At 57.6% G+C, this 12,816-nt stretch carries 11 protein-coding genes; 5 read left to right on the top strand and 6 right to left on the bottom strand.

Translation table 11 applies throughout. The features are described 5' to 3' along the window. Window positions 1-105 precede the first annotated feature (105 nt). The 4 genes from Q0903_RS06775 to Q0903_RS06760 all read left to right on the top strand — a co-directional run bounded on the left by Q0903_RS06775 (window position 106) and on the right by Q0903_RS06760 (window position 5,405). Window positions 106-1,206, top strand: coding sequence for an ABC transporter ATP-binding protein (locus Q0903_RS06775; RefSeq protein ID WP_299026834.1), 1,101 nt, complete (start codon window positions 106-108; stop codon window positions 1,204-1,206). Between the two features lie 121 nt (window positions 1,207-1,327). Beyond that, window positions 1,328-2,434, top strand: a complete 1,107-nt coding sequence (locus Q0903_RS06770) for an extracellular solute-binding protein (RefSeq protein WP_299026831.1) — start codon at window positions 1,328-1,330, stop codon at window positions 2,432-2,434. A gap of 95 nt (window positions 2,435-2,529) precedes the next feature. Next, the gene (locus Q0903_RS06765) at window positions 2,530-4,215 is read left to right on the top strand and encodes an ABC transporter permease (protein ID WP_299026828.1); all 1,686 of its coding nucleotides are present in this window, start codon (window positions 2,530-2,532) and stop codon (window positions 4,213-4,215) included. Window positions 4,216-4,226: 11 nt separating this feature from the next. Continuing rightward, window positions 4,227-5,405, top strand: a complete 1,179-nt coding sequence (locus tag Q0903_RS06760; protein ID WP_299026825.1) for an ABC transporter permease — start codon at window positions 4,227-4,229, stop codon at window positions 5,403-5,405. Here the strand turns inward: Q0903_RS06760 and Q0903_RS06755 are convergent. Beyond that, window positions 5,394-6,599: a lytic murein transglycosylase gene (locus Q0903_RS06755; protein ID WP_299413981.1), complete on the bottom strand. Its 1,206-nt coding sequence runs from the start codon at window positions 6,597-6,599 to the stop codon at window positions 5,394-5,396. The genes Q0903_RS06760 and Q0903_RS06755 overlap by 12 nt on opposite strands. 61 nt (window positions 6,600-6,660) lie before the next feature. Further along, complete coding sequence (locus tag Q0903_RS06750) at window positions 6,661-7,380, bottom strand: YafY family protein (protein ID WP_299026819.1); 720 nt, start codon at window positions 7,378-7,380, stop codon at window positions 6,661-6,663. A gap of 99 nt (window positions 7,381-7,479) precedes the next feature. Between Q0903_RS06750 and Q0903_RS06745 the strand changes: the two genes are divergently transcribed. Further along, on the top strand, window positions 7,480-8,175 hold the full coding sequence (locus Q0903_RS06745) for a glutathione S-transferase family protein (protein WP_299413978.1): 696 nt from the start codon (window positions 7,480-7,482) through the stop codon (window positions 8,173-8,175). Here Q0903_RS06745 and rnr read toward each other — a convergent pair. The 4 genes from rnr to dapE are packed head-to-tail and all read right to left on the bottom strand — an operon-like array spanning window position 8,172 to window position 12,600. Continuing rightward, window positions 8,172-10,427 carry a ribonuclease R gene (rnr, locus tag Q0903_RS06740; protein WP_299413975.1) on the bottom strand — a complete coding sequence of 752 codons (2,256 nt, stop codon included), beginning with the start codon at window positions 10,425-10,427 and terminating at the stop codon, window positions 8,172-8,174. The genes Q0903_RS06745 and rnr overlap by 4 nt on opposite strands. 36 nt (window positions 10,428-10,463) lie before the next feature. Further along, on the bottom strand, window positions 10,464-11,036 hold the full coding sequence (locus Q0903_RS06735) for a TIGR04282 family arsenosugar biosynthesis glycosyltransferase (protein ID WP_299413973.1): 573 nt from the start codon (window positions 11,034-11,036) through the stop codon (window positions 10,464-10,466). Then, window positions 11,033-11,449, bottom strand: a complete 417-nt coding sequence (locus tag Q0903_RS06730; RefSeq protein ID WP_299413972.1) for a GNAT family N-acetyltransferase — start codon at window positions 11,447-11,449, stop codon at window positions 11,033-11,035. The genes Q0903_RS06735 and Q0903_RS06730 overlap by 4 nt, the downstream gene beginning before the upstream one ends. Further along, on the bottom strand, window positions 11,446-12,600 hold the full coding sequence (gene dapE, locus Q0903_RS06725) for a succinyl-diaminopimelate desuccinylase (protein WP_299413970.1): 1,155 nt from the start codon (window positions 12,598-12,600) through the stop codon (window positions 11,446-11,448). The genes Q0903_RS06730 and dapE overlap by 4 nt, the downstream gene beginning before the upstream one ends. Between the last annotated feature and the right edge of the window lie 216 nt (window positions 12,601-12,816).

The raw sequence follows: 12,816 nt of genomic DNA, 5'->3' as shown, positions 1-12,816 counted from the left end.
GCAACTTTTGCACGATTCTGGATTTATCCAGTTGCAAACTTTGCCCGGGCTGCGTTTAGTTTGGTGCAAAGTTGAGAATAACAAAGACCACGGGGAGCCATACATTTGGCCGATACTAAGAATACCGATGCCTTCGTCGAATTTGAGCGCGTACAAAAAAGCTATGACGGGGAGAACCTCGTCGTCAAAGACCTCAACCTCAGCATGCCAAAGGGCGAATTTCTGACAATGCTTGGGCCCTCGGGGTCGGGCAAGACAACATGCCTGATGATGTTAGCGGGTTTTGAGACTGCAACCCACGGCGATATCCGTCTTGATGGTGTCTCGATCAACAACATCCCGCCGCACAAACGCGGCATTGGCATGGTGTTCCAGAACTATGCTTTGTTCCCGCATATGACCGTAGCCGAGAACCTCTCGTTCCCGCTGGAAGTGCGCAAGATGGGCAAATCGGTGCGCGAGGAAAAGATCATGCGCGCGCTTGGCATGGTGCAGATGCAAGATTTTGCAGGACGCCGCCCTGCGCAGTTGTCTGGTGGTCAGCAGCAGCGGATCGCGCTGGCACGCGCGCTGGTGTTTGAACCCGAACTGGTTTTGATGGACGAGCCGCTGGGCGCTTTGGACAAGCAGTTGCGCGAGACGCTGCAATTCGAGATTACCAAGCTGGCACATGATCTGGGAATTACTGTGGTCTATGTGACCCACGACCAGACAGAAGCGTTGACCATGTCAGACCGCGTTGCGGTATTTGATGATGGCCGCATCCAGCAGCTTGCCCCGCCAGACAAGCTCTATGAAGAGCCAGAGAACAGCTTTGTTGCGCAGTTCATTGGCGAAAATAACACCCTCGAAGGGGTAGTTAAAGAGATTAAGGATGGCGTTGCACTGGTCCAGCTGGACAGTGGCGAGATCATTCAGGCCAAGCCGATCAACGTGACAACAGCGGGCGAGCGTACCCGTGTCTCTATCCGTCCCGAGCGGGTGGAATATAACAAAGAGCGGATGCAGGAAGGGGCCTTTACCCTCAAAGCAGAAGTGCTGGAGTTCATCTATATGGGTGACATTTTCCGCACGCGTCTGCGGGTTGCCGGACGCGACGACTTTGTTGTCAAAACACGTAACGCGCCTGATCAGGACCGCCTGACGCCCGGCACCCAGATCGAAATCGGCTGGTTGCCCGAAGATTGCCGCGCGCTGGACGCATAGCGTTCCGTTCGCGTGTCATATCGCGACGCAAAAAAGTGCGCCGTGATCTATAAGAGGTGGCCACCAATCCCGTTGTTGCCACCTTGGAATACCCCAACGGGAAAAAAACTGGGAGAAACTAATGAATCTTACTAAAACACTGATGGCCTCCACCGCGCTGACTGTTGCGGCTGGCATGGCACATTCCGACGGCCACATGGCGAACGAGATGACGATCGTATCATGGGGCGGCGCCTACTCTGCTTCGCAGCAAAACGCCTACCACACCCCCTATTCCGAAATGACCGGCGTCAAGATCATCAATGATGAATCCTCCGCCGAAGCGGTTTCCAAACTGCGCGCCATGAACGAAGCGGGTAATGTGACATGGGATGTTGTAGACGTTGTTGCCGCTGACGCACTGCGTCTGTGCGACGAAGGTCTGGCGATGGAAATCGATCCTGACACAATGCTGGCCGATGCGCCTGATGGCACAAAAGCATCCGAAGACTTCGGCGATTTGCTGGTTGGCGACTGCTTTATTCCGCAGATCGTATATTCAACAACTGTCGGCTACCGCACAGATCTGGTTGGCGACACGCCTCCGACTTCCATCTGTTCGCTGTTTGACACCGAAGCCTATCCTGGCAAGCGCGCGCTGGAAAAGCGCCCGATTGGCAACATGGAATGGGCATTGATCTGTGACGGCGTTGCAAAAGACGAAGTGTACGACGTGCTGGAAACAGCCGAAGGTCAGCAGCAGGCGCTGGACAAGCTGGCAACCATCAAAGACGACGTGATCTGGTGGTCCGCTGGTGCCGACACGCCACAGCTGCTCGCCGATGGCGAAATCATCATGGGCTCCACGTACAACGGCCGCCTCTTCTCTCTGATCGAAGAGCAGAAGCAGCCTGTTGCTATGCTGTGGGACGCACAGGTATTCGACCTCGACGGTTGGATCATCCCAACAGGCCTGTCCGACGAGCGTAAAGCGCGCGCGCTGGACTACATCATGTTCGCCACAGACACACAGCGTCTGGCCGACCAAGCCAAGTACATCTCGTACGGTCCTGCACGCAAATCCTCCGCACCACTGGTAGGCAAGCACGCAGAGCTGGGCATCGACATGGCACCACACATGCCAACCGATCCCGAAAACTCCAAGAACACGTTCCTGTATAACTACGAGTTCTGGGCAGACTACCGTGACGACATCGACGCCAAATTCCAGGCGTGGTTGGTACAATAAGCCTTTAACGGCTTTAGGAGGGGGCCCACTGCGGCCCTCTCCGCACTTTATTCGTTAGTCAATTTACTATTTTCGACCAAGCCGATGGGGACACCATGAGCGACGCAACCGATAGCCAGACCGCATCATCCTCTGCCGCCGCCGCGCGCATAGCGGATGCAGCACATACAGGGCCGATGCTGGCCGCCGATGGCACCCCGCTGAAAAAATCACTCAACCGTGCGCTGAGACTGCAAAAGATGCGCGCACTGGCGCTGATTGCCCCCTTGCTGATATTTGTATTGGTGACATTCATCGCGCCCATCGCCGATATGCTGTTCCGCTCTGTCGAGAACCAGATCGTGTCCGAGACCCTGCCCCTTACCACCGACTTGTTGGATGAGTGGGACGAAAAGGGCAGCGATATCCCCGGCGAGGACGTTTTTGAGGCGCTGTATGACGACATGTTCTTTGCCCAAGAGGCAAAGTTGCACACGCGCCTTGGATCGCGCCTGAACTATGAGCTGACGGGTGTTTCGTCGCTGTTCCGTAAATCAGGCCGCCGCGTCGAGGATATGGGCGAAGTTTATCAGGACCAGTTCGAAGATCTGGACGGTTTCTGGAAAACAGGCGAGAACTGGACCAGCTTTATGGCCAGTGACGCATGGCTGACAGCCATGCAGGACTGGAAAAAGGCCGATGGCGCGCAACCTGCATTCGAGTTGCGCGATGGTATTGCCGCAGCACTGCCCGCAACCGCTGCGACTTACGTTCGCTTTGCCGATTTCATTCAGAACGTCGATGAGGATAACCTCTACAAGGAAGACCCTTGGGCAATTGTCTATTCCTCTCTCCATGCGGATTTAACAGGTGAAAACGGTCTGGCCAGCTATACTGGACCTGCCGCCGCACAACTGAGCGCGGCTGCAACCGCTGCACAAACATTCGAGACGGTCAATTACTCCGAAGCCTTTGCAAAGGTGGACGACGACTGGCACTCAATTGATGTCTGGCAGACCATCAAGGTCTACAGCCCTAACTATACTTCGGGGTACTTCCTGAATGCCGTCGACATGCAAAAATCTGTCGATGGCGCCGAAATGCGCCCCGAGAACCAACAGATTTATGGCATCCTGTTCTGGCGCACGATGGTCATGTCTGTTGCAATTACCCTGTCATGCATCTTGCTAGGCTATCCCGTTGCATGGATTTTGGCGAACTTGCCCGCACGACAAGCCAACCTGTTGCTGATCCTTGTGCTATTGCCATTCTGGACCTCACTGCTGGTGCGGACGTCGGCATGGAAGGTGATGCTGCAACAGCAAGGTGTCATCAACGACACGCTGGTCTGGCTGGGCATTGTGGCCACTGACGACCGGCTGGCCCTGATCAACAACCAGACGGGTACGATCATTGCGATGACGCATATCTTGCTGCCCTTCATGATCCTGCCGCTTTATTCTGTGATGCAAACGATCCAGCCCACGTATCTGCGCGCGGCAAAATCGCTGGGTGCCACAAACTGGACCGCCTTTTGGCGCGTGTATTTCCCGCAGTCCATTCCTGGCATTGGTGCGGGCAGCATCCTCGTATTCATTCTGGCGATTGGCTACTACATCACGCCCGAAATTGTGGGCGGCACAAGCGGTACGTTCATCTCGAACCGGATTGCCTATCACATCTCCAGCTCGCTCAACTGGGGCCTTGGTGCTGCACTTGGTGCGATCCTCTTGGCAGCTGTTTTGTTGCTGTATTACGCTTACGACAAGATCGTCGGCATTGATAACGTGAAACTCGGATAAGGAGCGGACCCATGGTAGCACTCACACCCATCTCGCGCACCGAGCCAAGCTTTTATGTCTCTGTCACAGCAGCCTTCGGCGCGTTTTTCGGTATCTTCATCGGCACAGGCCAAGGCAGCCTGATCACAGGCGTGATCGCTGGTGCTGTCCTTATGGGCATACTGGCCTTCGTGCTGACAAAGATCATCAAGGACGAACGTGCGGGCCGCTGGGGCCTTACCGTTTTGATCGCCCTTGGCGGCTTTGTCCTTGCAGGTATTCCCGGCCTCTTGATCGGGATATTCTTTGGCTGGTTCTTCGGCTTTTTGATCTTCTGGCTGTATGAAGGCCGCTACCGTGCAAAAGTGCCGCCCTATCTGACACCGGGCCAAGTGCTGTGGCATTTTGCCTTCCGCACGATCTGTGGTGCGATCTTTATTTTCCTGATCACACCGATCCTCGTGGTTATGCCGCTGAGCTTTAACGCACAGGATTTCTTTACCTTTACGCCTGAAATGCTGCGCTTTGATCCCGAGGGCTACTCGCTCAAGCATTATCGCGACTTCTTTACTAATGACGCATGGCAGGACGCCATGAGGAACTCGCTTCAGATCGCACCGGTAGCAACACTGCTGTCGGTGACGTTCGGAACCCTCGCGGCAATCGGTCTGAGCCAGCCGCACGTGCCGTTCCGCCGCGCGATCATGGCGATCCTGATTTCACCGATGATCGTGCCGCTCATCATTTCGGCTGCGGGTATGTATTTCTTTTACAGCCGCATTGGCCTGCAAGGTACGTATATCGGCGTGGTACTGGCACATGCCGCGCTGGGTATTCCGTTTGTGATTATCACGGTGACGGCCACGCTGGTGGGTTTCGACAATTCGCTTACCCGTGCGGCGGCCAACATGGGCGCAAACCCTGTGACAACCTTCTTCCGCGTGCAGATGCCGCTGATTTTGCCAGGTGTTATTTCGGGCGGGTTGTTTGCCTTCATCACCTCGTTCGACGAAGTGGTTGTGGTTTTGTTTGTCGGGTCTGCCGGACAGAAAACGCTGCCATGGCAAATGTTCATCGGCTTGCGCGAACAGATCAGCCCGACCATCCTTGCGGTGGCAACGATCCTTGTGGGGATTTCGATCTGTCTGCTGACGGTGGTGGAACTGCTGCGTCGCCGATCCGAGCGTTTGCGCGGGATGTCACCCGCCTGATCGCAGCGCCTCCAGAAAGCGGGGGGAGGCATAGCCGTCAGGCACCAACCCCTGCGCCACCTGCCAACCGCGCACCGCATTAACCGTAAGCGGCCCGATCTTGGCGTCGATCTTTTGCGTATCGAACCCTTGGGCGGTCAGCCTTTCCTGAAGCTCGATCCGCTCGGCATAGCTAAGCGCGCGGTCTTGGGTGGGCCAGACGCCCTGAATAGGCGCACCGCCTGCAATGCGGTCGGCAAGTTGGCCCACGGCAATCACATAGGCGTCAGCGGTGTTATAGCTCTCCAACACCTCGAAATTTTCGAACACCATAAACGCGGCACCCTCGGCACCAGCTGGCAGCAGGATCGACGCGGCACCGTGGTTAGGCACGGCTTTGCCATTTGTATCGAGAATACCAAGAGTGGCCCATTCGGCAGGGCTTTTTTGCACATCACGGTTGGCCATGAGATAATCAAAGCCTGATGGCACGCGCACCTCTACCCCCCATGGCTGTCCCGTAACCCAGCCATTGTCCCGCAGATAAGCAGCGGCAGAGGCAAGCGCATCGCGCGGATCATCACCCCAGATGTCGCGTTTACCATCACCCGTCCAATCAACAGCGTGGTCGATGAAAGAACCAGGCATGAACTGGGTATGACCCATAGCTCCCGCCCAGCTGCCTTGCAGATTCTTCAGCTGCGTATCACCGTTCTGGACAATCCGCAGGGCAGCGACGACCTGCGTTTCAAAGAACGCAGCACGGCGCGCGTCATAAGCCAGCGATGCCATTGAATTGAGTACAGGGTCACTGCCGCGAAAGGTGCCATAAGCACTCTCCAGCCCCCAAATGGCTGTGATGATCTCGGCAGGGACACCGTAGCGGGCCTCAATGCCACGCAGGGCTTTAGACTGGCGTTGCAAGGCAGCCTTACCATTGCTGACCCGCAAATCGGACACGGCAGTTTCTAGATAGTCCCAGATCGTCTTGGTAAATTCCGACTGGTTGCGATCACGCTGCACGACCTTGGGTGCATAGGTTACACTGGCCATCGCGCTGTCGTATAGTTGCGGCGTGATACCCGCAGCCAGCGCATCGGTGCGAAAGCTGGCGATCCATGTTTGCAAGCCTGCGTTCGTGCGCGGACTGTCAGGTGCGGATTGAGCAAAAGCAGGCTGTGCCAGCAGGGCGATAAGCAGCGGTATATGACGCATGGAGGCTCCCAATTTGCGGATTGTTTCCAGACTATCGACAATCGTTTCGCCCGAAAAGCACTCAGCCTTGCAGTGCGCGATCTTTGGCCCGCTCGACCGCCTGCGCGCGCAATCGCTCCATGAAATCACGTAGCATCGGCACGCGGCGCGGACGGAAATGCGCGCCAGTCAAGCCGAGATCACGCATACGATCCAGTCGGAACGCTCTGAAATCACTACGCAGGTGGCACCACGCCATAAGCATGTGGGCGTTTTGCATATAGACAATGCTTAGCGGATCGACCTGACGCCGCGATACCGCACCTTTAGCGTCTTCATAGTGAAAGGATATCGTTGCTTCGTCCCATGTGGCGGCACGTAATGCGCGCACATCAATGCCGGGTTCAGGCGGGCGGCCAAAACGACGAGCATCCAGCACGGCATGTTGCAGGCGGTGGGTTTGGCGTGCAGGCAGCCGCGCTTTGAGCTTGGCCAACGCAGAATTTGCAGCCTCTGCCAACGCAGGGTCACCGATAACCGTGACCTCACGCAGACCCAACACCAACGCCTCCAGTTCGTCATCAGCGAAAGCGAGCGGTGGCAGGGTCGCATCCTCGATCAAGGTATAGCCGAACCCCGCCTCACCATCGATCACAGCACCCAGGCCCCGCAAGGCGTCGATGTCGCGGTAGATTGTGCGTAGAGAAACGCCCGTTTCGTTCACCAGTGCAGAGGCCGTGACGGGGGCAGGCAAACTGCGCAGGGTTTGCATCAGTTGGAACAAGCGGTGTGTGCGTGTCATCTGCGACGCTCCTGTTGTGTCTGCCCAGCCTGTCACGGGGTACTGCCAGTTTCTGTCAGGAACACCTGCTAGACAAGAGCCAACATAAAAGGACGGACCATGATTACACTATACACTTTTCCCAGTGGTTTCGGGCAATTCAGCTATAGCCCGTTTTGCACCAAAGCCGCTTGGCTGCTAAACCTTGCCAGTGTCGAATGGACACGCCAAGATATGAATGACCCACGCAAAATGCCGATGGCAAAGCTGCCTGCAATCGGGCTTGCGGATGGCACCATCATTGCTGACAGCGATAATATACGCAGCCATCTGGAACAGATGGGCCACGATTTTGATGCAGGTCTAAGCCCGCGCGACCGCGCCACATCGCGCGCATTCATCCGCATGGCAGAGGAGCATATCTATTTCCACCAAGTAATTGACCGCTGGGGCGATGAAGCGAACTGGGCAGTTATCCGAAAGGCTTACTTTGGATTCCTGCCGCCTGTGCTGCGCCCTCTGGTCACCTCAAAACTGCGGCGCGATCTGATGCGCACGATGCACGGGCTGGGATTGGGGCGGATGACTGTGCAGCAGCGGCTAGACCGCGTAGCACCCGATCTCGAGGCGATTGTCACCCAGCTGGGCGAACGGCCCTTTCTGTTCGGCGACACGCCCAGCGCCGCAGATGCCAGTGTGGGATCACTGATCGGCGGGATTATGGCCGCTCCTGTTCCCACCCCCCTGTCGCGCCGTGTAAGCGGCGACGCGGTGCTAAGCGCCTATGCCGCGCGATGCGCGGACGCCATGGGCTAGTTTCGGGTCCGCGTTACCTTGCGCTTGATCGCCTTCTTCTTGCCCTTGGCCTTGGCACCCTTGCGGCGGGGGCTGCGGCCTGCCGGACTACGGCTGCCTTGAGGGATTTTCTGGTCTTCAATCTCCAGCAACTCAAGCGCGATACCGCCTGTGACGGGCGTTACCTCGGACAGGCGCACAGTGACACGCTGGCCCAAGCCGATGGTCATGCCCGTATCAGACCCCATCAGCGTGCTACTGTCCGCATCATGGTGAAAGTATTCACGTCCGATGTTGCGCATAGGGATAAGGCCGTCGGCGCCCGTCTCGTCCAGTTTGACGAAAGCACCAAAGCGGGCGACACCGCTGATGCGGCCTGTCATCTCGTTACCTACGCGTTCGGACAGATAGGCAGCAAGGTAACGGTCCGTTGTGTCGCGCTCGGCAATCATCGAGCGGCGTTCGGTATCGGAGATATGCGCGCCAGTGGCCTCCATATCTTCGATATCATGGGGCGACAGACCGTCCTTGCCCCACCCATGGGCGGTGATCAGCGCACGGTGCACGATAAGGTCCGCATAGCGACGGATCGGTGAGGTGAAATGCGCGTAAGAGCGAAGCGCGAGACCGAAGTGGCCGATATGATCGGGGCCGTAGTAGGCTTGGGTCATCGAGCGTAATGTCGAGATGTTGATAAGCTCTGCATCGTCGCTGCCCGCCGCCTGATCCAGCAGTCGGTTGAGGTGGGCAGTTTGCAACACCTGCCCCTTGGCCAGTGTATAGCCCGCCGCCGCCGCAGTTTCGCGCAGCGCATCGAGTTTCTCGGGTGTAGGCTCTTCGTGCGTACGAAAAAGCAGCGGTGTTTTCTTGGCGATCAGCGTCTCGGCAGCCGCGACATTTGCCAACACCATAAATTCTTCGATCAGGCGGTGGGCGTCCAACCGCATGCGGAAATTGACGGACCGAACGGTGCCGTCCTCATCCAGTTCGATCCGCCGCTCTGGCAGGTCCAGATCAAGCGGTTGTCGACGCTCCCGCGCGGCGACCAATGCGCCGTATGCCGCATAAAGCGGCTTGATAACAGTCTCTAACAAAGGCTCTGTACGAGCATTGGGTTGGCCGTCCATCGCGGCTTGCACTTCTTCGTAGTGCAGACTGGCGGGGGATTTCATCAGCGCGCGATGGAAGTCGTGGCGCAGTTTGTTGCCCTCGGCGTCCAGCACCATCCGCACGGCGATACAGGCACGCTCAACCCCCTCGTGCAGCGAACACAGATCACCCGACAGCACGTCAGGCAGCATCGGCACCACGCGGTCGGGAAAATAGGTCGAGTTGCCGCGCTTGCGCGCTTCGCGGTCCAGCGCAGAATTGGGGGTCACATAAGCGGCGACGTCAGCGATGGCGACCCAGAGGATATGCCCCCGCTCGTTTGCGGGATCGGGATCGGCCTCGGCAAAGCAGGCATCGTCGTGGTCACGGGCATCGGAAGGGTCGATGGTGACAAGGGGCAGTTCACGCAGATCTTCGCGGCCTTTCAGCCCTTTTGGTTCGGCTTTGTCCGCCTCGGCCACCACATCGTCAGGGAAATCATCAGGGATGGAGTGCTGGTGGATTGCTATCAGCGATACAGCTTTGGGCGCGGAAGGATCGCCAAGGCGCAAGACAATACGTGCGCGGGGCAGGCCCATGCGGCCTTTGGGTCCTGCAAGCTCTGCCTCGACCAGTTCACCGTCTTTTGCACCGCCTGTCGCATCGGACGGCACCGCCCATTCTTTATCCGCGCCTTTGTCGATAGGTTTGATGCGGCCCCCCTCGGCGTGCTTGGCAAAGATACCAACGATCTTTTTAGGGTTGGTGCCGATGCGGCGGATCAGACGGCCTTCGTAGTGATGGCCTTCCCCTTTCACCAACGTGAGGCGCGCCAGAATTCGGTCGCCTGCGCCAAGCGCGGGATCGGCTGCGCGGGGGATCATCAAGACCACAGGTTCGACCCCTTCACCGCCCCATTCCATCGGTTTGGCAAACAGATCACCATCGCCATCCGGTCCCGTGACCAACAGCACGCTGACAGGGGGCAAACGCTCGGGATCAGCGTAGGACTTTTTGCGCTTTTCCAGATGACCCTCGGCCTCAAGCTCTTTGAGGGTCCGCTTCAGATCGATGCGGGCGGCACCCTTGATGCCAAAGGCACGGGCGATGTCGCGCTTTGCAGTCAGAGTGGGGTTTTGTTCGATCCAATCGAGGATCTCGGATTTGGTGGGGATATTGTTCATGGCATGCAGGTAGCACGCGCATGGGGGTACGTCACATTATTTTAGATCGGCGGCTGTATCGACATCCTGCAACGTGGCGACATAAGCGATTCTGTGCTCGGGCAATGTTGCGACTGTGTCTGCCAGTGCATGCGGCGACGACCAGCGCACATTGGCAAAAAGCGAGGGCGGGACAGCACGCATCCGCCGCAACCCGACCAGCCAAAACCCGCCGTCAGGTGCAGGCCCGAATACAGCGTCATGGCTGCCCAGCGCGGCAAAGGCCTGCGCGACGCGGGCCGCTGTAATATCGGGGATATCGCCACCGATTACGCAAACGGGACCAGTCGGTGCTCCGCGCAACGCGCGGCCCATACGCGCGCCCAGATCACCACGGCCCTGCGCGACACGGCGAAACCGGGCAGGCCAGACGGGGGATATCATACCCGCATGGTCGGGCGCTACGGCAAGCACCACATCCCAGCGCGGATCATCAATCCGGCGCAGCAGGCGGCGGGCTTGGTGGCGGAACCACCATGTTGCAGCCACGATGCCAATGTCGCGCCCAAGACGGGTTTTCACACGGCCCGCGCGCGGCTCTTTCAGCATCACGATCAAAGTGTGCTTCACGCTTGGTATTCCATCATCTGATGCGGTTCGCCTTCATCGTCATAAGGCGGGTCATATGGGACAAATCCCAACTTTTCATAAAACGAAACCGCGTGGGCCTGTGCCCCGAGGATGGCGCGTTGCGCACCGTTCTCTTTGGAAAGGGCAACCGCAGCACGTATCAGATCGGCACCAAGTCCGTTTCCACGATGCGGTTTCAATACACAAACCCGACCAATCTTGGCTGTCAGGCCGTCAATAAACACACGCGCTGTAGCGATCGGTGTGCCCCTGTCGAGCGCGAGCAAATGATGGCTCAGCGGATCAAGTTCATCCACCTCGCCCTCGGCGGTATACCCCTGTTCCACCACGAATACGGTATGGCGGAGAGCGTAACAGGCCGCAGTGTCTGTCGTCTCGGTGATCTGGATCAAGCGAAATAGTCCTGCAAGATGCGGGTATAGATCGCTTTAAGTTCGCGGATGTGGTCGACGCGCACGTGTTCGTCCACTTGATGCATGGATTGCCCCACAAGGCCAAATTCTACCACGGGACAGTGGGATTTTACGAACCGCGCATCGGACGTGCCGCCTGTTGTCGATAGCTCTGGCGTTACGCCTGTGACAGACTGTACAGCGGCTGAAACCATCGCCGAAAGATCACCGGGCGGGGTTATAAAGCTCTCTCCCGAAATCTTGATCTGTGTCTCGATCTGCACACCAAATGTTTCGCGGATCGCGGCGGCCTCCGCTTCGATCCATTCCGACAGGCTCGCGCCAGAGTGGGTATCGTTGAAACGGATATTCACGGCAGCAGAGCACTCGGCAGGGATCACGTTGGTTGCAGGGTTGCCCGTATCAACTGTGACCACCGCAAGCGTTGAGGCATCAAAATGGTCCGTGCCTGTATCCAGCTCATGACTTGCGAGACGGTCCATCAAACGCATCATCGCAGGCAGCGGATTATTGGCGCGGTGCGGATAGGCCGAGTGCCCCTGCTTTCCGATCACCCTGAACTTGATCGTCATAGAGCCACGGCGCCCGATCTTGATCATCTCGCCCATGGTGTTGGGGCAGGTTGGTTCACCCACCAGACAAACATCCATCCGCTCGCCGTTGTTTTCCATGTATTCCAGCAGAGCGAGTGTGCCATCGACAGACTCGCCCTCTTCATCACCGGTGATTGTAATCACGACCGAACCATCGGGCGGCGTGTTGCGCACAAAATCAACGGCAGCCGCGGCAAAGGCGGCCACGCCTGATTTCATATCCGTTGTGCCGCGCCCGTACATGATACCGTCTTTGATTTCGGCACCAAAGGGAGGCATTGTCCACGCGGCCTCGTCCCCGATTGGCACCACGTCTGTATGACCGTTAAAGCCGAAACTGCGGGTGTTGCCCTGGGTGCCCCAGCGGGCAAACAGATTGCGGATACCGCCCCGATCGGCCCATGCACAGGCAAACCCCGCCTCGCTAAGCAGATCATGCAGGATGTCCAGCGCGCCTGCATCTGCGGGCGTTACCGAAGGGCAGCGTACGAGGGCGGCGGTCAATTCTACGGGATCGACGGGCGTGGTATCGGGCATGTCGTGCTGCTCCTTAGAGTGGTTTTGCCCTTTATCCCCTCTGTGGTGCAAAAGTGCCAGCCCCCTGCCCCCACACGAAATCCCGCTTCATTTATGTCAAAATTGTGGTAGCCTAGAGGGATAACAAATGACCCGAGGCAGGGCACGCGCAGTTCCATCACCTGAAAACAGGGGTGGATACATCTGGTAAACAGATTGAATCGGAACAGGGGAATA

It is taken from the genome of uncultured Sulfitobacter sp., from assembly GCF_947502895.1.
GTDB lineage: Bacteria > Pseudomonadota > Alphaproteobacteria > Rhodobacterales > Rhodobacteraceae > Sulfitobacter.
The sequence above is the reverse complement of the archived record's forward strand: the minus strand, read 5'-3'. Positions and strand labels throughout refer to the sequence as shown.

Excerpts from the sequence above, each read along its gene's own strand:
- Q0903_RS06770 (WP_299026831.1), top strand. The coding sequence starts at position 1,328 with ATGAATCTTACTAAAACACTGATGGCCTCCACCGCGCTGACTGTTGCG.
- Q0903_RS06765 (WP_299026828.1), top strand. The coding sequence starts at position 2,530 with ATGAGCGACGCAACCGATAGCCAGACCGCATCATCCTCTGCCGCCGCC.
- Q0903_RS06760 (WP_299026825.1), top strand. The coding sequence starts at position 4,227 with ATGGTAGCACTCACACCCATCTCGCGCACCGAGCCAAGCTTTTATGTC.
- Q0903_RS06755 (WP_299413981.1), bottom strand. The coding sequence starts at position 6,599 with ATGCGTCATATACCGCTGCTTATCGCCCTGCTGGCACAGCCTGCTTTT.
- Q0903_RS06750 (WP_299026819.1), bottom strand. The coding sequence starts at position 7,380 with ATGACACGCACACACCGCTTGTTCCAACTGATGCAAACCCTGCGCAGT.
- Q0903_RS06745 (WP_299413978.1), top strand. The coding sequence starts at position 7,480 with ATGATTACACTATACACTTTTCCCAGTGGTTTCGGGCAATTCAGCTAT.
- rnr (WP_299413975.1), bottom strand. The coding sequence starts at position 10,427 with ATGAACAATATCCCCACCAAATCCGAGATCCTCGATTGGATCGAACAA.
- dapE (WP_299413970.1), bottom strand. The coding sequence starts at position 12,600 with ATGCCCGATACCACGCCCGTCGATCCCGTAGAATTGACCGCCGCCCTC.